The 20,991-nt window shown below is 37.0% G+C and carries 21 protein-coding genes and 2 tRNA genes; 10 read left to right on the forward strand and 13 right to left on the reverse strand.

Annotated elements, in window-relative coordinates; translation table 11 throughout:
- Positions 1 to 126: 126 nt before the first annotated feature.
- The 3 genes from OO013_RS11260 to OO013_RS11270 all read left to right on the forward strand — a co-directional run bounded on the left by OO013_RS11260 (position 127) and on the right by OO013_RS11270 (position 2,517).
- The gene (locus OO013_RS11260) at positions 127 to 711 is read left to right on the forward strand and encodes a 30S ribosomal protein S16 (protein WP_266056911.1); all 585 of its coding nucleotides are present in this window, start codon (positions 127 to 129) and stop codon (positions 709 to 711) included.
- Between the two features lie 12 nt (positions 712 to 723).
- Complete coding sequence (gene rimM / locus OO013_RS11265) at positions 724 to 1,251, forward strand: ribosome maturation factor RimM (protein WP_266056912.1); 528 nt, start codon at positions 724 to 726, stop codon at positions 1,249 to 1,251.
- Positions 1,252 to 1,503: 252 nt separating this feature from the next.
- On the forward strand, positions 1,504 to 2,517 hold the full coding sequence (locus OO013_RS11270; RefSeq protein WP_266056913.1) for a DUF4407 domain-containing protein: 1,014 nt from the start codon (positions 1,504 to 1,506) through the stop codon (positions 2,515 to 2,517).
- A gap of 32 nt (positions 2,518 to 2,549) precedes the next feature.
- Here the strand turns inward: OO013_RS11270 and OO013_RS11275 are convergent, their stop codons facing one another.
- The 4 genes from OO013_RS11275 to OO013_RS11290 form a co-directional block, all read right to left on the reverse strand.
- On the reverse strand, positions 2,550 to 4,244 hold the full coding sequence (locus tag OO013_RS11275) for a TolB family protein (protein WP_266056914.1): 1,695 nt from the start codon (positions 4,242 to 4,244) through the stop codon (positions 2,550 to 2,552).
- Between the two features lie 141 nt (positions 4,245 to 4,385).
- Entirely contained in the window at positions 4,386 to 5,141 is a 756-nt protein-coding gene (locus tag OO013_RS11280; RefSeq protein ID WP_266056915.1) for a DUF6503 family protein, read from the reverse strand.
- Positions 5,142 to 5,179: 38 nt separating this feature from the next.
- Entirely contained in the window at positions 5,180 to 6,400 is a 1,221-nt protein-coding gene (locus OO013_RS11285; protein ID WP_266056916.1) for a BaiN/RdsA family NAD(P)/FAD-dependent oxidoreductase, read from the reverse strand.
- A 26-nt stretch (positions 6,401 to 6,426) separates the two neighbouring features.
- Positions 6,427 to 6,501, reverse strand: a tRNA-Val gene (locus tag OO013_RS11290).
- Positions 6,502 to 6,686: 185 nt separating this feature from the next.
- On the opposite strand from OO013_RS11290, the gene OO013_RS11295 reads away from it, so the two are divergent.
- Complete coding sequence (locus OO013_RS11295; RefSeq protein WP_266056917.1) at positions 6,687 to 7,145, forward strand: hypothetical protein; 459 nt, start codon at positions 6,687 to 6,689, stop codon at positions 7,143 to 7,145.
- A 27-nt stretch (positions 7,146 to 7,172) separates the two neighbouring features.
- Here OO013_RS11295 and OO013_RS11300 read toward each other — a convergent pair whose 3' ends face one another.
- Both OO013_RS11300 and OO013_RS11305 read right to left on the reverse strand, forming a co-directional pair.
- Entirely contained in the window at positions 7,173 to 7,559 is a 387-nt protein-coding gene (locus OO013_RS11300) for a DUF3127 domain-containing protein (protein WP_266056918.1), read from the reverse strand.
- Positions 7,560 to 7,706: 147 nt separating this feature from the next.
- The gene (locus OO013_RS11305; RefSeq protein ID WP_266056919.1) at positions 7,707 to 9,149 is read right to left on the reverse strand and encodes a lipase family protein; all 1,443 of its coding nucleotides are present in this window, start codon (positions 9,147 to 9,149) and stop codon (positions 7,707 to 7,709) included.
- A gap of 533 nt (positions 9,150 to 9,682) precedes the next feature.
- Between OO013_RS11305 and OO013_RS11310 the strand changes: the two genes are divergently transcribed.
- Together OO013_RS11310 and OO013_RS11315 are read left to right on the forward strand one after the other, a co-directional pair.
- Positions 9,683 to 10,096 (forward strand): hypothetical protein, encoded by a 414-nt coding sequence (locus OO013_RS11310; RefSeq protein ID WP_266056920.1) that lies wholly within the window; start codon positions 9,683 to 9,685, stop codon positions 10,094 to 10,096.
- Positions 10,097 to 10,100: 4 nt separating this feature from the next.
- Entirely contained in the window at positions 10,101 to 12,944 is a 2,844-nt protein-coding gene (locus OO013_RS11315) for a T9SS type A sorting domain-containing protein (RefSeq protein ID WP_266056921.1), read from the forward strand.
- 443 nt (positions 12,945 to 13,387) lie between these two features.
- Here the strand turns inward: OO013_RS11315 and OO013_RS11320 are convergent, their stop codons facing one another.
- Entirely contained in the window at positions 13,388 to 13,639 is a 252-nt protein-coding gene (locus OO013_RS11320) for a GIY-YIG nuclease family protein (protein WP_266056922.1), read from the reverse strand.
- A gap of 190 nt (positions 13,640 to 13,829) precedes the next feature.
- Positions 13,830 to 13,902, reverse strand: a tRNA-Met gene (locus OO013_RS11325).
- Between the two features lie 106 nt (positions 13,903 to 14,008).
- On the opposite strand from OO013_RS11325, the gene era reads away from it, so the two are divergent.
- The 4 genes from era to OO013_RS11345 all read left to right on the forward strand — a co-directional run bounded on the left by era (position 14,009) and on the right by OO013_RS11345 (position 17,269).
- Positions 14,009 to 14,902 carry a GTPase Era gene (gene era / locus OO013_RS11330; protein WP_266056923.1) on the forward strand — a complete coding sequence of 298 codons (894 nt, stop codon included), beginning with the start codon at positions 14,009 to 14,011 and terminating at the stop codon, positions 14,900 to 14,902.
- A 9-nt stretch (positions 14,903 to 14,911) separates the two neighbouring features.
- Entirely contained in the window at positions 14,912 to 16,225 is a 1,314-nt protein-coding gene (gene der, locus OO013_RS11335) for a ribosome biogenesis GTPase Der (protein ID WP_266056924.1), read from the forward strand.
- A gap of 61 nt (positions 16,226 to 16,286) precedes the next feature.
- Positions 16,287 to 16,565 (forward strand): hypothetical protein, encoded by a 279-nt coding sequence (locus OO013_RS11340; protein ID WP_266056925.1) that lies wholly within the window; start codon positions 16,287 to 16,289, stop codon positions 16,563 to 16,565.
- A 71-nt stretch (positions 16,566 to 16,636) separates the two neighbouring features.
- Entirely contained in the window at positions 16,637 to 17,269 is a 633-nt protein-coding gene (locus tag OO013_RS11345; RefSeq protein ID WP_266056926.1) for a SprT-like domain-containing protein, read from the forward strand.
- On the opposite strand, the gene OO013_RS11350 is transcribed toward OO013_RS11345, so the two are convergent.
- The 5 genes from OO013_RS11350 to OO013_RS11370 are packed head-to-tail and all read right to left on the reverse strand — an operon-like array spanning position 17,266 to position 20,966.
- Positions 17,266 to 17,835: a hypothetical protein gene (locus tag OO013_RS11350; protein WP_266056927.1), complete on the reverse strand. Its 570-nt coding sequence runs from the start codon at positions 17,833 to 17,835 to the stop codon at positions 17,266 to 17,268. The genes OO013_RS11345 and OO013_RS11350 overlap by 4 nt on opposite strands.
- 5 nt (positions 17,836 to 17,840) lie before the next feature.
- Positions 17,841 to 18,650, reverse strand: a complete 810-nt coding sequence (gene murQ, locus OO013_RS11355) for an N-acetylmuramic acid 6-phosphate etherase (protein WP_266056928.1) — start codon at positions 18,648 to 18,650, stop codon at positions 17,841 to 17,843.
- Positions 18,647 to 19,507: an N-acetylglucosamine kinase gene (locus tag OO013_RS11360; protein WP_266056929.1), complete on the reverse strand. Its 861-nt coding sequence runs from the start codon at positions 19,505 to 19,507 to the stop codon at positions 18,647 to 18,649. Before OO013_RS11360 ends, murQ begins: the two co-directional genes overlap by 4 nt.
- A complete protein-coding gene (locus OO013_RS11365; protein ID WP_137088902.1) occupies positions 19,504 to 19,734 on the reverse strand; it encodes a cytochrome b5 domain-containing protein in 231 nt (76 codons plus the stop codon). Before OO013_RS11365 ends, OO013_RS11360 begins: the two co-directional genes overlap by 4 nt.
- A complete protein-coding gene (locus tag OO013_RS11370; protein WP_266056930.1) occupies positions 19,731 to 20,966 on the reverse strand; it encodes a 4-hydroxy-3-methylbut-2-enyl diphosphate reductase in 1,236 nt (411 codons plus the stop codon). Before OO013_RS11370 ends, OO013_RS11365 begins: the two co-directional genes overlap by 4 nt.
- Between the last annotated feature and the right edge of the window lie 25 nt (positions 20,967 to 20,991).

The raw sequence follows: 20,991 nt of genomic DNA on the forward strand, positions 1-20,991 counted from the left end.
AAAAAATACTCTATATAAGGTATAATTTTAACGTCCCGGCTTTCAGGATTAATTAAAATAAAGTACTTTTGCGTTCCAATTAAAAAACGGACCGAAGGACGTGATCCTTCACAAACGTAACATTTTATGGCAGTAAAAATCAGATTACAGAGAGGTGGACGCAAGAAGCGCCCATTTTACAGCGTAATAATCGCTGACTCGAGAGCGCCGCGTGACGGTAAATTTATCGAGAAAATCGGTACGTACAATCCTACTACTGACCCTGCAACAATTGACATCGACAATGACAAAGCATTGGATTGGTTGTTAAAAGGAGCTCAGCCTACAGATACTGTACGTGCTATGCTATCTTACAGAGGATTGATGTTTAAAAAACATCTTCAGATAGGAGTTAACAAGGGTGCTATCACTCAGGAAGAGGCTGACAAGAAATTTGAAGCCTGGATGAAAGAGAAAGAAGAAAGCATTTCTAAGAAAACTGACACGATCTCTGCTAAGAAAGAAGCTGAAGCGAAAGCAAGACTTGAAGCTGAAGCAAAAGTTAGCGCTGCTCGTGCAGAAGCAATTGCTGCTAAGCAAAAAGAGGCCGAAGCTGAAGCGAAAGCTGAAGAAGAGGAAACAAGTGCTGAGGCTAGCGAAGAAGAATCTGCAGAAGCAGCTTCAGATGAAGCTCCAGCATCAGAAGAAAATCAGGAGAAAAAAGAAGATTAATTATTCCGGAGAATGGATATTAACTCTTGTTTTCAACTGGGTTACATAACCAGGCTCCACGGAGTACAGGGAGAATTACAGATCTTTATTGACTCCGATAATCCTGAAGAATATTCAGAAATGGAATCAGTGTTCGTTGAAATCGACGGACAACTGGTTCCATTTTTTATTGAATCACTTTCAGTAAAAGGAAATAAAGGCATTATTGCTTTTGAAGACATCCAAACATTAGAGGAGGCCGAAAAAATGAAAGGCCATGCTCTGTATCTTCCTTTACAAGCATTGCCTGAATTAACAGGTAATCAATTCTACTACCACGAAATAATCGGATTTAAAATAATTGATGAGAATCAGGGCGAACTGGGAATTGTAAATCATATAATAAATCATCCCGGACAAGACCTGATCGTTATGGATTTTAAAGACTCCGAGGTTTTAATCCCCGTTAACGATGTCATTCTCAAAGGTCTTGACCGGGATGAGAAAATTTTGAAAGTCGACCTTCCGGAAGGATTACTTGACGTATATCTCAACGGCTAACAATCATTCCCGGAATTTCTGACCCACCAATCAACTTTCTTCACTTATAAGATTAAAAAATAGGTTTAGGTTTAGGTTTAACGGGCCTGTAACTACTAGACACCCAAAGTGTATCAAAGGTTGGAACGGGTTGTTCAGCATTGAACATTTTTTTTACACGCTTCCATCGTTACTTACTGGTAAACAGCCAATTAAACATGCTGGCACATAATCTGCACACAATAAAATACTTTTCGGAAAGTTATTTTAATTATGACAGACAATAAATCAAATTCTCTCAAGGAAGAAGAGAACAAAGAAAAACCTATTTCCGGTATCGAAAGATTTTTGATCTGGTGTGCCGGAATTCCACCCGAAGCTATAAAGCCTTATCAAATGGAAAGATTGAGGTTTTCTGCATCAGGTTTACTCGTATTGCTCACTGCGATATTTGCTGTACTCTCGGGCTCATATGCATTACACTTTGTGTTCAATGAAATCTATCCTGCTATAACAATAGGCATCATATGGGGATTATTCATTCTTACAATAGACCGATTACTATTAATGGGGCTGTATCGTTATAAAGGACGACACCTTTGGAAACAAGGAATACCCAGGTTGGCTTTAGCTGCCGTTATTGCTATAACAGTAGCTAAACCTATGGAATTAAAATTATTTGCTGCTGAAATAGAAACCGAATCGGCTGTGCTTAAAAGAGAAGTGGTCAAAGAAAGAACAGCGGATATTGATAGTGCCTACGCACAACCTGAAAAAAGAATTGACAGTATTCTTACAGCCGGTGATGCTGAACTTAAAAGATTGGAAGGTTTGAGAAATGAACTTCGCGAAGAAGCCAGAAGGGAAGCAGACGGAACTGGTGGAAGCGGAAAAGTTTCTCCTGGACCTATATATAGAATCAAAAAACAACAAGCTGATGAAGCTCAATCCGAACTAGAAGCTTACCGAACAGATTATGAAAGCACTAAAGACTCTCTAAACTCTTATCGGGTAGCTCTCGAAAATCAAAAACAATCTGAGCTAGAAGATTATCTTAGTAACTTTCAATCGGGATTAATATTAAAGTTCCAGGCACTTGAAGCCGTTCTTAAAAGATATCCCGAGCAGAAGCTTGTACACTATTTTATAATACTTCTGTTTTTAGTAATTGAAACTGCCCCTCTGACTATGAAATTGCTTATGCCAACGGGTCCATGGGAGCATTTGATTAGAAATGAAGAAGAAGAAACAATCGAAAAAATTAATCTCAGATATTCAGCAGCATAACATAAAAAAAGAGCACATAAAGTGCTCTTTTTTTATTGTTGTATTTCATCATATCTAATTCGAACCCAGACATCCTTATCATAATCATTGGGGTATTCTGTCTCATTATCTTCTTCAATTGGAGCTACACTAACACTCCAAAGTTGTTCAGGAACACCTTTCTCCAGAAAATAATCCCTCATCATCTGGGCCTGTTTTTCCCGACGATCATTCGTGTAAAACGTGTCTACATCAACTGTATCGATCATTTTTTCAACCTGAAAATAGATCATACTTGAATCAATTGCCACGCTATCATAAAGATATTTGGACAATTCTTCGGGTCCGGTAATTTCGAGACTATCCATTACGACCGAAAGTCGGGATACCATCGTAGTGTCCAGCTCCATTTCAGTCAAATCAGGATCAGACTGTATACTATCCTTTTTAAAATTAGCTAAGTGAACGGTCATATTCACCTTCCAATTTCTGTTTCCTTTAAGTGTTTTAATAATTCTTTGTAAATCAAAAAAGGCTAAATCGTTAAGTGAGTCATATTCATTCTTGAATCCCAATCCATATAACCAGTATTCTTTTCCTGGCTCAATTGGTTCAAGAGTAATTGCTTTTCTTTCTCTTAGGCTATATGACAGAGTATCCAGCATTAATGGCCTGGCATAGATCATGTAAGACGGATCGAAGGAAGAAACAGAAAAATCATATGTTTCTCCTCCTGTTACAAATAGTTCGAATAAACCCGAAGTAGGCCCAGACCGATCATTGGTAATTAGTTTTCTATCACTCGCTCTGTAAACTTGAACAAAGGCTTCCATCGGATTGCCAGTAGCTCCATCGACAACACGTCCATCTACAAAAACAACTGAGGAAGGCTGGAATTCCTTCGGAAGCTTGGCCATCCATATTTGAGGGTAATTATCTACTTTTTTAGTAAAATAAATAATATCTCCTTTACCTGGGACATCAGCAAAAAGATCATCTCCCGGTGTATTTATTGCATCAATATTGATTGGTGTTGTCCAGACTCCATCTTCATATCGGGTAATATAAAGATCCATTCCCCCTTTACCTCCAGGCCTGTCTGAGCTAAAGATCAAAGTCTTATTATCAGACAATATTTTAGGATTCATTGTATTACCTATATTAATATGTTCCGGAAGAGGAGTTGGGTCATGCCAGTAAGTCCCCCCTCGTCTTTGAGCCATCATAATCTGACAACCACTGCCTGAAGTGTTATCCATTTCTTCACACCGCATAAAATACATGGTTCTACCATCTGGAGATAAAGAAGGACTCCCTTCATGCATTTCACTGTTTATAGGTTTACCAAGGTTTCTGGGCTTCATCCAATAGCCACCTTGTTTATCGACTTCGTACATATCATAGCCACCGAAACCGGAGCCCCTCGACGAAGTAAAAAATACTGATTCACCATCAAATGAGATACTGTAACCTCCGATATAATTTAGGCTTTTTGTTGCGTTAATCACTTCAACTGGCTCAGCCTTACTCCACCCTGAGGCAGTCTTTTCTGAATACATTACTTCAAGCTTTTGAGAGGGTGAATAACTTGAAGTATAAATCATGGCACCCCCATCTCCTCTCAAAGCAGGAGCTAAATGTTTTTGATTAGGAATATTGATGTTCCTGGATACAGGTTTTTGGGGAACCTTCTGAGCCAGAATGATCAATTGAGAAAAAATAAATACAGCTATCGTCAGTAATCTCATCTATTAAATATCCCTGTTAGGTTTATCGTTTAATAACTAATACGATAAAAACCATACCAAAATTTATTACCACACAAATTTTTTTTAAAGATATATAATTTATTTGTGCTGATAAAAAATCTATCTATATAAAAACCTACCTCAGTAAACTTCTACCTCAGGTTCTTCAGTTTTTATCACACTGACTAGTTCAAGATCTCCATTAACGAATAATTCATCAATATCCTGAACCTTGAGGCCTGAAACCGTTGGTTTGTAATTATTGTAATCCTGGATTACCACTCCATTAACATTTCTTTTATTGAATGCTTCACGAAATCGCATTCCTCCTCCATTGGTTTTATAGTCATAAGCCAAGTAGTCAATTAAGTCAGTATCCTTATTAATCCAGTAAACGAAAACATCCTCGTGATCTTGCCCTCCGCCATTTTCTTCAAAAGAAATCTTTATTTTATAGTATTCATTTCCTTTAATTGTCATATCTCCCAGATATTCCGGAACAACGGCATCATCTGAAAGTGATTGAGGAAGCGTAGCAAAATATACTACTGCATTAAGACCGTTTCTATATTTGACAACTTCAGAAGGGGTTAATTCAAGAGTATCTCCCTGATATAACCTCACAAATTTTTCATTAGTTAAAATATCTCTGTAAACTGAATCTCCTTTTGAAATAAGCCTTTCATATTTGAATTGGCCATTTTGTTCTTCTACAGTATAGTGACCATTTCTGAAAATAAAATTTAGTTTGCCATTTTCCAGAGCATTAGCGCCATGAGCTTCAATTGTGTTATTAATAATATTGGTTACCCTGTTGGCTTCTTCAGTTTGATTCTTATGCCCGGTACAGGAAATAAAAAATCCTGCAAGTAAAAATGCTGTAAAAATTCTTCTCATTAATAAAGGTATTTGACTATTAATACGACATGAAATAACTATAGTTTTGACAAAATAGCCTCAGATGCTACATATGCAGAAGACCAGGCAAATTGAAAATTAAATCCCCCGGTAACTGCATCAACATCTAAAACTTCTCCTCCAATATAAAGATTAGGGTGCTTTTTAGCTTCCATGGTATTTAATTCAACTTCTGATAACGATAGCCCCCCAGCTGTAACAAACTCCTCTTTAAAAGTAGTTTTACCTGAAAAATGAACCATACATCTGAACAAGTTTTCAATCATTTTGTTTTTCTGCTTTTTTGACCATTCTGCCAAAGGGCGTTCTTCTTCTATTCCGGATAATATGAGTAATTTTTCCATCAATCTTACAGGAATATCGCCGAACCGAAAATTCTTGGAAAGCTTATTTTTCTGTTCCTCAATACTTTGATTAAATTTCTCTGAGAAAACTTTTTCATCAAAATAAGGAGTCCAGTTAATCAGTAAATCTCCTTTATAATTTTTCTCATGGATCTCCCTGGCTCCCAGGGAAGATAATTTCAACGGAGCCGGACCACTGAAACCCCAATGGGTGATCAGTATAGGGCCAGAAGCTGCGAGTTTTGATCCCGCAAGTTTCACTTCACCTTTTTTCACAGAAACTCCCATCAATTTTTTAAATGCAGAGGCTGGGGAATTAAAAGTAAATAATGACGGAACAGGTGGAATTATTTTGAAATTTAAATTGTCAATGAACTTGTATTGATCACCTTTAGATAGACCTCCAGGTGCAAAAAAGACAGCTTTAGATCGATATTCATTATCACCACTATTTACCAGCCATATGCCATCTCTATTTTCTAAGCTATCTACTTTTTGCTTTACTTTTATTTCCGCTTTATCGGTTGCTTTTAGTAAAGTTTTGATAATAGTTTCAGATGAATCTGTCACCGGAAACATCCTTCCATCAGATTCGGTTTTTATTTTCACTCCTCTTTTTTCAAACCATTTGACAGTCGAATTCGTGTCAAACCGATTAAAAAGCTTTCGTAGTTTCTTTCCACCCCTGGGATAAGCATTGATCAGCTCCTGGACAGAGTCAACAGCGTGGGTGACGTTACATCTTCCACCTCCGGAAATTCTGACTTTATTTAAAACGTTTGGTGATCGTTCAAGGATAAGAATATTTAGTTTCTGGTCACTATGTAAAAGATTGGCGGCACAGAAAAAGCCTGATGCTCCTCCACCAACAATAATCACATCGTAAACAGGCATGGTCATTCAAATTTTAGAAATGAAAGTGGGATCTGAGGGATTCGAACCCACGACCTCTGCCCTGTCAAGGCAGCGCTCTAAACCAACTGAGCTAAGATCCCAAAGTGTGGCAAAAATACAGGATTTTATTAAAAATGATAAGATTATTGCTAAAAAATCAGAGGCAATCTCACTATTAAGCAGCTTAACCATTGGCAGATAAGGATTTAGCCCGGAATACAACGCCTGTTTCCAGCGAATTGTGTAAATTATTATAGTCAACAATTATTATTAAACCATTCAGATAATGAAAAACATTCTAATACTTTTCTCAGTCATTTGTTTATCATCGACAATACAGGCCCAAAGTGAAGCAGAAATTCTAATGGATATGTTTGAACTTGAAAAAAAAACTGCAATCGCTGAATTCATGGGCTTATCAGAAGGAAGAGCTGTTCACTTCTGGGAAATTTACAATGATTATGAGAGCAAAAGAAAAAAGATAAGTAAGGAAAGAGTCGATCTCATTAAGGATTATGCGGCTAATTATTCGTCTTTAACCGATGAGAAAATCGATAAGATGGTTAATGAAATGATATCCATACAGGAAGATGAGTTAGCCTTACGAGTTAAATATTATAAAAAGATCAAAAAAGAATTGGGAGGAACAGTAGCTGGCAAATTTTTCCAGGCTGAAGATGCTATCAACACTATGGTAAAAGCTTCAATTTATGATGACTTACCGATGTTACCAGATAAAAAATAAGGCAGTAATTATACTGCCTTTATATAGTTAAAATGGTAGATCATCTTCCGGAGAATCAAACGGCGGCTCCTCGGTAGGCATAGGTGCCTGTGGGTAATCAGGAGGCGCAGCTCCTCCACCTGTAGGTCCCTGACCTGCATTTGCAGGCTGAATTCTCCATGCTTTTACATCAGTATACCACCGACCATTATATTCTCTGCTTTCAACATTGAAAGCTATATTTAAAACTGCTCCCTCATTCAGAACAGAATCATCAATTTTATCGCCCCAAATAGAAACACAAACTTTTTTTGGAAACTTATCTTCAATAGTTTCTACAATAACATCTTGTTTCTTCCATGGGCCATTTTTTCCCTGACCTTCCTGTAATGGTAATTTTTGAACTAGTTTACCGTTGAATTCCAAATTTGCCATAATGATATTTAATAAAATACGGAAGCATTAATAGTCATAGATATTATAAGAACTTCCGGTATGAAAATATCTTCAAGGATACGAATAACATCAGTATAATTCACTAAAAAATTGGCTTTTCTAACCGTTTACTATGCCCAGTCTTCTTTATTCTTTTTTCAAAACTAGCACATCTATTCCTTCAGAAGTCAGGTAAATTCTGTTACCCTGGTAATGATACCCATTGACCATGCTCAAGTTATTTAAAAAGTTTTCTTCCCTGTTTCCCGGACATGCTCTCAAAGTCATCTGGCCATTGAGTAAAAACTTTATTCTTTCTCCATCGACAAGATATTCTCCAGAAAAAGAGTTACATCCTGTATTTCCCTTAATCGACCGGTTATTAGGTTCAATTTTCAAATAGGGGACGGGAAGAGCAGGTAAAGAATCATTGCTGGTAGTAAATCTTTTGTTTTCCACAATCCATTTTCCTTCTGGTAACCCGGGATTACTCTTATAAAGTTCTTCAGGGAGTTCTTTTGCAACTGTTAAATATGCCTGATGAAAATGGTGCTCAAATACATCATCTGAATGTTCAGGGAAACTATCCAGGTATATTTCTCCTGGCTCCATAATGATAGGTATTCCCGCTCTCATGTAATTATTTGTAGAAAGATATTCAGGAACTATAAGTCCGGGCAAATTCTTTTCAACCATTTTATAGGTCATTTTACCTAAGTACTTTTCATAATTTCGCTGTGCTTTTAATGTCGGTTTATTAAGCTTATTATAGGCATGTTTCAAAAACCAGCGTTTAGGAATTTCCTGCTCTTTGATCATTGATTCTGCATTTACAAACGGATTGGTAGGATTGAAATCCTTTAGCGTTTGGATTGAGATTGGCACTTCCGGCACCCAGTCATAAGGGTTTATTACCAAAAAAGCATATCCGCCCTGTGTAATGCGTTCAAAATCATATGCGTAATATAGATTTCCAGGTTTTGGAGATGCACTGCAGTAAGTTTTAAAAGTTAATTCCGGATCCAGGTTCCCTGCTTTTTGTTGATAGTGGAGATAAGAGGTTAGTAAATAGGCAATAGCTCCACCCTGGCTATGTCCCATTATTAGAAAGTCTTTTATACCCTCTTTATTCAAAGAATCTATTTTCGGAACAATTTCCTGAGAAAGATATCCGAGCCCGACTAACCAACCCACGTGAATCGCAGCATCCGGATCTTCAGAAAGCTTATAATTAAATGTATCGTCTACATTAGGTAAAGTAATCTCACCTTCAGCCGGAACCATCGCAGCATAAAAATTTTCCAGCCAGCTTTCCATTTTATCAGTCGTACCCCTTATGCTAATTACGGCTCGCCCCTTATCATTGATCCACAAGTCCCAGCTATTATCAAGCCCCAATTCACCTGACTGATAGATCATAGAATAATTATCAGGCTTTGGATACTTTTCGCGGTAATCTTCCCTTTTAGTTGACTGTATAGATATTAGGAGTAAATCAATGTATTCAGATTTTTCAAAACCCGGAGTGATGGGTTGGGAAGAGCCTGCAAGGAATTGCATTGAAAACATGAATAGAAATACCTTTTTCATACCATTATATTTTAATAATCACCCTTTTAACAGGTCTCTAAAAACACAATCACATTTTAGCGATTTTCTTTCATTTTTTATTAAAAAAATCCTATTTTTGTAATGATATAGATTTTAACATAAAATTAAAAATCGGCACCCGAGATTTTCTTTTATATCTACATTAGAAGGGAACTGCCTTTCTTATTCTATTGAATTATTGCAAGTTAAATACTCAATAATTATCAACTGAAATTTTAAGACAGGAGAGCAAATTACAACATAACCTACCCAGGTTAGAATCTTTCAAAGAAAGCGTATAGGCAAGAACTATTGGAATTATTATCTCACAATAGTTTTTGGTACATCATCTAGTTCAATACTTGCTCATATGGTTTAAGGACTATTCAAAAAAGAAAATCCCATTTATATACTAAAACACTGTATTAATCAGTATTGATCTACTTACACTTCCTGTATCCTGAAAACCATATTTAAATCTAAGTCAAATTCAAAGATACAGGGATTATAAAAAAATCTTAAGCCCCCATATCATGTCAAATTTATGGAAAGAAATTGGCTTGACAATTATGCTATTATCAGCTATTTCGACTCAATTAGAAGCCCAGGAAATTACTAATTGGCAAATCCTGGAAGATAATGACTCAGTAAGCATATATTATTCATCTTTAGTTTGTGGAGATGAAATAATATTAGTACCGGAATCCTCCGAATCACTTTCAATAAAAGTTGTTAGAAAAACCCCGGAAATCAAGGTGGTATCACTAATTCTGAAAACTACAGATGGAACAAATACCCATCAAGGATACTATACATTTATCTTCGACAATAGTGAAGAATCTGTTTACGATTGTACAAGGCTACCGCATCAATCACCAACCGGCCCATTACCTTTCAGCAGCAGCAGTTCATTTACACTTGTCGATTTATTTATTGAAACCCTTTAGAGCCATGAAAAATTTATACATACTTATACTCCTTGGGTTATTAATTGCCTTTTCCGGGAAATCACAATACCCTACAATAAATTGGCAAAAAATAGATGGAGGCTCATATTCTGATTACCCATATACTGTTATTCGGTTATCTGACTCTTCATATTTAACTGTCGGATTTACAATATCAGCAGGAGGAAATAAAAACGGCACGGGATTCGGCCCCACTTACGGCTGGGTTGTTAAACATGACAAACAAGGCACCACTGTATGGAAAAAGTCATACGGGGGGAATTCTCATGATAGAATCTATGATGCAATTGCATTACCTGAAGGAGGAGCTCTGCTTCTTTCATCAAGCTCTTCAATGCAATTTTCTGGTAATAAAACGGCTCCTAATAAAGGTGGATTAGATTATTGGCTTCTTAAAATAGATAATAATGGTAATATAATCTGGCAAAAAACCTATGGAGGAATAAATACTGACTTTGCCACTTCAATAGCAAGTTCAGCGGATGGGAATTTTTATATCTCAGGATATTCACTATCCCCTATTTCTGGAGATAAATCGCAAAATCTTAAGGGCTTTTATGACTACTGGATTTTAAAAATTGATCCTTTAGGAAATAAAATTTGGGATAAAACCATTGGAGGAAATTCAAATGATCTACCAACAAAAGTAATAGGGAACTATGATGGAGGTTGTACAATTGCAGGTATTTCTTCATCGCCAAACTCAGGTGACAAATCAGAACCATCAATTAAAGGTTATAATTATTGGATAGTCAGACTTGATGACAATGGAAACATTATCTGGGAAAACACCCTAAGATCATTGAACACATATTCCAATAATACTGGACTTATTGAAATCAATAATTCAATTTATGTTTTAGGAACTACTTCTGGACCTGCCGGATATGATAAAACTGTCGGAAATAATCGTAGATATGATTATTGGCTCATCAATCTAAGTAAACAAACGGGAAATCAGATATGGCAGAAATTATATGGAGGAGATGACAATGAATTATTAAATGCAATTATAAAAACCAGCAATAATGAAATCCTACTAAAAGGACACTCATTGTCAAACATTTCAGGAGACAAAACTGAACCTCGCCGAGGAGGTTATGACCTATGGTTATTAAAAATAGATAGCTCTGGTAATATAATTTGGGACAAAACTTTAGGAGGAAGCGGAAATGAAACGCCCCTTACCTTTGAAAAAGGGTTAATATCAGATTCTCAGGGTAATTTAACATTATCAGCTGCTACAACCTTTTCTATTGGTGGAGATCACTCATTTCCAGGTTATGGACTATATGATTACTGGACTATCCAATTAAAGGATAATATCATAGATAATACACCTCCGACTATAATAACTAAAGACATTACCATTCAGCTTGATTTATTGGGTCATGCAACGATTACCCCGCAAGATATTGATAACGGCACTTCAGACCCAAGTGGTATTGCTTTACTTGAAATTGATATTAACAATTTTGATTGCAGCAATGTAGGACCAAATACCGTAATTCTTACTGCAATTGACAATAGAGGAAATTCGGCTTCTGCTCCGGCAATTGTAACCGTAGTTGATAATATTCCTCCAACTGTACTCACTAAAAACGTTACCCTTAATCTTGATGTCACAGGTAATGCTTCACTGGCACCTATTGATTTAGATAACGGTTCAACAGATGCTTGTGGTATTGCTTTATTTCAAAGTAAAGAGAATTTTACCTGTGCAGATATCGGAGAGAATATAATTAATCTCGCTGTAACAGACGTAAATGGAAATATAGCAAAAGGTCAGGCTACTGTTACGGTTATTAACGATAATCCAATAATTAACAGCCTTTCCCTTCCTATTAATCCTAACCCGATAGAAACGCAAATTAATGCATCAGCTACCATAACTGATGATAATATAGTAGAAGCTGAATTTAATTGGGGAGATGGAACCAGTTCTTTGGGAACTCTTACAGGAAATGATGTTTCTGGTGAACATAGTTATCCAATTCCTGGTGTGTATGAAATTTCACTGACCATAACAGATGTCTGTGGACAAACGGATACAGAAATTTTCCAATATGTAGTTATTTATGATCCTTATGGTGGATTTGTTACCGGGGGTGGGTATATCTGGTCACATCCTGGCTATTACACACCTGATCCACTGGCCGAAGGAAAAGCAAACTTTGGTTTTGTAGCTAAATACAAGAAAGGAGCAACAACGCCAACCGGTAACACCCAATTTAAATTCACTGCCGGAAACTTAAATTTCCATAGTACTGAATACGAATGGTTAGTAATTGCCGGACAAAAAGCCATGTATAAAGGTTCTGGAACGATCAATGGATTCGGAAATTATAAGTTTATGCTTTCAGCAATTGATGGTACCACAAAAGCAGATGGAGACCGGTTTCGAATGCAGATCTGGGATATGTCTGATAATATAATCTATGATAATCAACCCGAAGATGATGAGAATGCTGATGCCGCAACCTATCTAGGTGGTGGTTCAATCACTATTCACGACGGAAATACAAAAGGAGGAACTTCAATGGCTGAGATTATTGCAGATGATCTCAATTCTGAATCTATTAAATTCTATCCGAACCCGGTTATTTCAACAATGAATATCCAGCTAACAAAGAAGTTTATTCAAGGAGATCAATCACTGGAAATAGAAATATTTGAAACTAACGGAAGATCAGTTGAGCTCCGTGAGTATAGTGATATTTCTTCAGAGAAAATCCAACTTCAATTGGAATACTTAAATAAAGGCATTTATCTCATGACCTTAAGAAAAGGAGAGTTCCTGGAGTATTTCAGATTTATAAAAGAATAATTCCTGATTTATGTTAAATAAAAGCGCACTGAATTTTCAGTGCGCTTTTATTATCTTTTCAATGTTCAAGTTGGATAACTTCCCAGACTGATATTTAGCAGTGTTTTTTTCATGTAATGTTCTAAAACAAGTAGCCAATTGGCACTATAATGTTCTTATCTCAAATATGAGGGGATGTATTATTAATAAATTACTATAATGGATCTTAGTTGATATAAATCAAAAAAGCCGATCAATATTGACCGGCTTTCGTAGTAGCGGGTCAAGAATAATAGCCTATAAGGCTTTTATTCGAAGATCCTGACAAGCTTTAGCTTCGTCATGGAAGCAGGACATTAAATAGCTAGAAACAAAAAAAGCCAGTCAAAAATGACCGGCTTTCGTAGTAGCGGGAGCAGGACTCGAACCTGCGTCCGTCAGCTGACGGATATGAGCCCGACGAGCTACCCGAATAAATTATAAGTATTTCTAATGAAATCTCTTCCCCTACTAGACTTGAGCTGTTTTTCCCTCTTTATCGCCAAAGTTTTACTATCAAGCTCTTCAGTGTGAATTAATTTCCAGGGTCGATATCTAATTGTAAATCCTTTGGTCGCCTTCTGGTTATGCGATAGGATTCTATCTTCCAGATCACTAGTATAACCGATATAAAGTTTATCATATTGCTCGGAATACAATACATAAACGGTAAACATATTTTAACTTGGTTTGGTTGAAATAAAAAAAGCCAGTCAAAAATGACCGGCTTCTGTAGTAGTGGGTCAAGAATAATAGCCTATAAGGCTTTTATTCGAAGATCCTGACAAGCTTTAGCTTCGTCATGGAAGCAGGACATTAAATAGCTAGAAACAAAAAAAGCCAGTCAAAAATGACCGGCTTCTGTAGTAGCGGGAGCAGGACTCGAACCTGCGACCTTCGGGTTATGAGCCCGACGAGCTACCAACTGCTCCATCCCGCGATGTATCTTTGTTGGAACTAAATTTGTTCCTTCGTTTCTCAATTGGAGTACAAAGGTAGGTATAATTCTGATAAAATCAAGTACCTTTGCAAAGAAATTTTTAATTATGTCAAAAACTAATCACAAAGCCGGCTTTGTAAATATAATAGGGAAACCTAATGTGGGTAAATCAACCTTAATGAATGCGCTGATCGGAGAGAAATTATCCATCATCACTTCAAAGGCTCAAACTACCCGACACAGAATTATGGGTCTTCTCAATGGTGAAGATTTTCAGGTTGTTTTTTCTGACACCCCGGGAATTCTAAAACCACAGTACGAACTACATAAAAGCATGATGGGCTTTGTGCACACTGCCCTGGAAGATGCTGATATATTATTATTTGTAACAGACCCTTTCGAAACGCTCGATGACGCTGATCAAATAATTGAGAAAATAAATAATAGTGATGTTCCTACTTTTGCGGTAGTCAACAAAACCGACCTTAAGAAGGATGATCAGGTAGCTAAACAGATCGAGCATTTGCAAAAGCATCTTAAGGCTGATAAATTTTTCACTGTCTCAGCTTTAAATGGTGAAAATGTCGCATTATTATTTGATGCCATCTTAGAGCAATTACCAGAACATCCGGCTTATTATCCAAAGGATGAAATGTCTGACAGACCTGAACGATTTTTTGTCGAAGAGATTGTCAGGGAAAAAATCTTCTTAAATTATAAGAAGGAAGTGCCGTATAGTTCTGAAGTGGTCTGCACTGACTTTGAAGAAGATGATGAAATCATCAGAATATATGTAGAAATATACGTTGAAAGAAAAACCCAGCGTGCAATCATCATCGGTCACAATGGGGAATCGATCAAAAAAGTAGGAATACAGGCAAGGGAAGATCTTGAACGGTTTTTTGGAAAAAAAGTATATTTAGAATCTTATGTCCGGGTTGAGCCAGACTGGCGTAAGAAACAGAATAAATTGAATAAATTCGGATATAACAATCAATAAAGAATACTTATGGCAAATATAGTTGCAATAGTAGGACGACCTAATGTAGGTAAGTCGACCCTGTTCAATCGACTTATCGAGAAAAAGCAGGCTATTATGGATGATCAACCGGGAGTAACCCGCGATCGACATTATGGTTTCGGACACTGGACAGATAAATATTTTACAGTAATAGATACAGGTGGTTATGTTACCGGTTCTGCAGATCAATTTGAAGGAGAGATCCGTAAGCAGGTAAAGACTGCAATGGAAGAAGCTTCAGTGATTGTATTTATGGTTGATAGCCATGTAGGAATGACTGACCTGGATAAAGAATTCGCCAATGTGGTTAGGGAAACTAACAAACCTGTGGTTGTAGTAGCCAATAAGGCTGACAACCTGGAATATCAGATGATGGCTAATGAGTTTTATGCTCTGGGTATCACTGATGAGATTTTTCCTATATCGGCAAACAGCGGATCCGGAACAGGAGATCTCCTTGATCATATCGTCAGTCACTTTGAAGAACAAGGCGATGAAAACCCTTATGAGGGAATACCACGAATTGCAATTTTAGGTAGACCTAATGCAGGTAAATCATCATTTCTGAATACCATTACAGGTAATGTAAGGAGTATCGTTAATGAAGAAGCAGGCACCACTCGTGATGCTGTCGACACACACTATAAGATGTATGGCCAGAATTTTATTCTTACTGATACAGCAGGTATCAGGAGAAAATCCAGGGTGAAAGAAAATATCGAGTTCTACTCTGTAATGAGATCGATACAGGCACTACAAGATAGTGATGTGTGTGTAGTAATGATTGACGCTACCAGGGGCCTGGAGTCTCAGGATGTGAACATTATCTCTTTAGCTGTGAAATATGGTAAAGGAGTCATGATCATGATCAATAAATGGGATCTTGTTCAGGATAAAACAAGTAATACTGCCAAAGAATACAGCGACAGAATTTATGAACGAATCGGAGACTTAAGATTCATCCCAATAATATTTACTTCGGTAACTGAAAAACAACGTATTTTTCAGGCAATGGAGCTTGCCGTCAAAATATTTGAGAACAAAAACAGGAAAATTCCTACATCAAAAATAAACGATATATTACTTAAAGAAATAGAAAAGACTCCTCCACCAGCTACAAAAGGAAAGTACATAAAAATCAAATATATCACTCAATTACCCTCTAAAACGCCATCTTTTGCATTTTTCTGTAATTTACCGCAATACATCAAGGCACCTTACCAGAGGTTTTTAGAGAATAGAATTCGTGAAAAATTTGAATTTACTGGTGTTCCTTTAAAAATCTTTTTTAGGAAAAAATAATATTATCATTATCTTTGTTGCCATCAATATATTTTTGTTCAATTACCAAATTATTTGCACGATGAAAAAATTATTTGCCTTATTATTAGTAGCAGGATTTATGACTGCGATGGTTTCATGTGGTGGAAATGCATCTTCAGAAGGTGAAGAAGCAGCTACTGAAGTTTCTGCTGAGGAATCTGCAGTTGAAGAGAACGTAGAAGAAGCTACTGAAGAAGTAGAAGAAGCAGCTGAAGAAGCTACTGAAGAAGTAGAAGAAGCTGGCGAAGAAGCTACTGAAGAAGCTGAAGAAGCTACTGAAGAAGTAGAAGAAGAAGTGACTGAAGAGTCTGCTGAGTAATTTATACTCACTTCTATAAAAATTATGGAGCCTTGATTTAATCAGGGCTCTTTTTTTATCTTTGCTACCGTATGATTGAAGCGCTGAAAAAGAAATATGCTTCCGGTCGAAAAACTTTTGAGAAATATTTACCGGAGCCCGCTGTAGAATATTGCTTTGAACTCTGGCTAACTTATTCTTTTCGATTTAAGATCACCAAAGACAGGCAAAGTAAGCTTGGTGACTACAGATATGATCCCGGCACCAAAATCCACTCTGTTTCGGTAAACCACAATCTTAATAAATATCAGTTCCTGATCACATACATTCATGAAGTTGCCCATCTGGCTGTTCATAAAAAACATGGCAACCGTGTTTCCCCTCATGGGCAAACATGGAAAAAGCAGTTTAGAGAACTTTTTTTACCAGTCTTAAATGACACGGTATTCCCCGATGACATTTTGAGAATATTGGCAAGGCATATGAAAAACCCAAAAGCCTCAACTCATGCTGATGCAAATTTATCTATGGCACTTGCTGCATATGATGATAACAATGAAGAAATCACTTTTCTAGAGGCTGTACCAGAGGGAAAAAACTTTATTTTCAGGAGTAAAAAATATCAGAAATTAGAAACCCGTAGAACTCGTGTGGTATGCTTAGAAGTATCCAGTGGGAAAAAGTACCTTATTAATAAAGTTGCCAGGGTCACCACAGATTCCTAAAGCCCTAGTCTTTTAGAAAATTCTCTACTGATTCTTTCCATCAGCATTGCTGGCTTAAAAGTGCGCCAGTTGATCAATTCAAGTGAGCCTCCAAAATCTATATAGGAATCAATACCATAATTCTTCCATTCCTGGTAAACGTGCTCATGAAACCCAACAGCACATATCCAACCATCTTCAATATCATCAAACCACTCCTCGTAGTAACTATCATCATCACCGTGGAAATTAAAAACATTTTCTCCTATTAGAAGAAATTTGTTAATTCCCTCATTGATCAAAGGGTCAATTACATTCCGTTTTAAGTGCATTGAGTCGTTTGTAATTGCATCATTCCATTCACCAATAAACTCAATTATACAAGTACTCCTCTCATAATCTACATAAAGCAGTTTGGCATACAAGGTGTCGCTACCTATATAATCCCATGCAGGATCGATATAATAGCCATAGATGTTATCTGTATACAGGTCAAAATTATAGGTCTTGCCATAAAACGGAGATCGTTCATCATCTTCCGGTTTATAGTATTTCAACCAGTTCTCATATGGAATGAGATCATGCATGAAATTTACTTCTTATAATGCTCTATCACTTTTCTTACTGATCCATAACTCGATAAGAGTTCTTGTGCTTCAACCCTCGAGATGTTTAAAGAATTCATCAGCATTCTACATCCACGGTCAACGAGCTTATCATTACTTAGTTGCATGTCAACCATTTTATTACCCTTAACACGACCAAGGCTGACCATCACCCCTGTAGAGATCATATTAAGAATAAGTTTTTGGGCTGTCCCTGCTTTCATTCGTGTACTTCCCGTGACAAATTCAGGTCCTACTACCGCCTCCACTGGTACCTCAACTGCCTGGGCAAGCGGGCTACCATCATTGCAAGTAATACATCCTGTGAATAAGCCATTTTTTCGAGCATCTTTCACACCACCAATTACATAAGGAGTAGTTCCCGACGCTGCAATCCCGATGACTGAATCATTAGGCCCTATATTATATTCACTTAAATCTTTCCATGCCTGTGCTGTATCATCCTCGGCAAACTCTACAGCCTTGCGTATTGCACTATCTCCCCCTGCAATAAGTCCAATCACCATATCATGAGAAACTCCAAAAGTAGGAGGGCACTCTGATGCATCTACAATACCAAGTCTGCCACTAGTACCGGCACCGATATAAAATAATCGTCCTCCGGCTTTCATCCTCTTTGAAACCTCAACAACTATTTTCTCTATCTGGGGAATACATCCTTCAACTACCTCTGGAACTTTCTTATCTTCCTTATTGATGGAATGCAGTAGTTCACCAACAGGCATATTTTCAAGGTTGTCATATAAGGAGTCTGATTCTGTAGTTCTGTCTTTCATTTTTCAGATGTACTTCTTTCAATTAAACTTTTGTGGTAAAGGGTTAATCCGGCAATTGGTGTTTCGGTAATATTTCTGACAGTGATGCCATTATCATTGGCCACCTGTCTTAGTAAGTTACTAAAATAGAACGCTATTCCTCCTGTAAAATGAACAGGAAGTGAATTAATTTGCTCAGGAAAATGCTTTTTTAATTGCTTAAAAAACAAATCAAATCGTGAATAGATCATTCTTGCCATCCATGGTTTTGCCATATGCTGGATCATGAACTTTGAAAATCCTGCCAGGTATCGTTGTTTATTTTCCGCCTGGTAAAGTTCTGTCAGGACTTTATCGGGTTCGCCAAAACGCTTATCAAAAAATGTTGCTAGATCATCTGGCATACTTCCTTCCTGCCTGCCTTTAATCAGCATTTTTCCCAGATCTGCCCCACTTCCTTCATCTCCTAATATATAACCTAACGATGGAGAAATCTTAACTATTTTCTCTGCATCAAAGTATGCTGCTGACGCTCCGGTTCCCAGAATGCAAGAAATACCCTGAGAACTCCCACAGGAGCTTCTGGCTGCAGCAAGGACATCACCATGAACATGGATTTTAGCATGCCCCCAAAATGACTTAATATGATTTTCAACTATTTCAGCAGGGGCTTTTCTATGACAACCTGCGCCATAAAAATAAATTTCTTCCGGAGCTTTTTGAGATTGCTCATTTACCTTTAGGAATACCTTTCTAAAATCATCATCGGAAGATATATTAGCTTGTAATCCTTCTGTGCGGAGTTGGCTAATCTCACCTTTTTCAGATATGAACCGCCAATCTGCTCCTGTTCCTCCGGAGTCTACAATGTAGATCATTTTTTTACTTTTCCTATTTTCTGAAATCGTTCAAATACCTTTTCGGTGTGCGGAGCTTCGGGTAGCTCATCTGTGAGATCCTGCCCTGCCCAGTGTTCATAGTGTTTACCGTTTTTCCACAACCTGGAACTGGAAACATCATAAATATCCCCTTTATAAGCAACATACACTTCCTCCTTATCCTGTCCGTTATAAAGAGCCAGTTGAGACTTAGTTAATTCCTTCAATTTGAATACTTGTTCGCCAAAGATTTGATCACTTCTTCAACAGGCAATGCATTATCGTAGTACCCTATAATCTTTCTGATAATATCATCCACCATGGCATCAGGACATGATGCCCCGCTGGTAATCAGAATTCTGGAAGGTTTATTTTCAGGCAGATAACCTTCAGTAACTTTCTCCTCTTTATTCTTATGTAAATAATGAGATATTAATTTATCCGAAAGAATTTTATCTGCTGAGGAAATATGATAAGTTGGCAACTTTTCTTCACATAGATCTACTAAATGAGAAGTATTACTACTGTTATATCCGCCAACTACTATTGCGAGGTCCGCATCAACCTCAAGCAGGCCTTTTACAGCTTGCTGGTTATCAGAAGTAGCATAACATAAAGTATCCCTGGTATTTGCGAAGTGGTCATTTATATTTTCTGCCCCAACTCTCGATTCCATTACATTCTTTAGATGATCGGTAATTTCCTGGGTATCCTCTGCCAGCATGGTAGTTTGATTTACTACTCCAATGCGATCAAAATGAATTTCAGGGTTAAAACCTTCGCTATACCGATCAGCAAATTCTTCGTAAAATTCTTCTTTGGATTTTTGTTTTAATATGTATGGCTTAAGCTTCTTAGCTTCTTCCAGGTTTTGCACTACCACAGCAGGAGCGGTTTCTTTAGCATGTGAAAAAGTAGCACGAGTTTCTTCATGATATCTTTTACCATGGATTACTACAGTGTAATCATCATCACCTAGACTTCCCGCCCTCTTCCATACTTTGACAACAAAAGGACAGGTGGTGTCAAACCTTCTGACCTCTATATTTTTCTCTTTTAATAATTCCTCAATTTCAATGGTTGTACCAAATGCAGGAATAACAACAATATCATCCTCTTTAACCTCATCCCATGGAACAAATTGATTTCCCTGTGTATCCATAATAAATCGTACACCCATGTCGTGGAGATCCTGATTTACTTTTGGATTATGAATCATTTCACTTAATAAAAAAATCCTCCTGCCGGGATTGTCATTAACGGTTTTATAAATTATCTCAATTGCATTTTCAACACCATAGCAAAAACCAAAATGCCTGGCTACATTTATTTGCACTGGACCAAAATCCAGAATTGAGGGAGTAAAGTCTTTTTTGGTTCTATCATTTAGCTTACGTAGTTCCTTGATTTTAGAAATTATCGGACTTCTGTAAAAGCTTGGTATATCAAATTTTTTCATACTTCTTTTTCTTAACGAGAATGAA

Origin of the sequence: Mangrovivirga halotolerans (assembly GCF_026241165.1) — a bacterium.
GTDB classification, from domain to species: domain Bacteria; phylum Bacteroidota; class Bacteroidia; order Cytophagales; family Cyclobacteriaceae; genus Mangrovivirga; species Mangrovivirga halotolerans.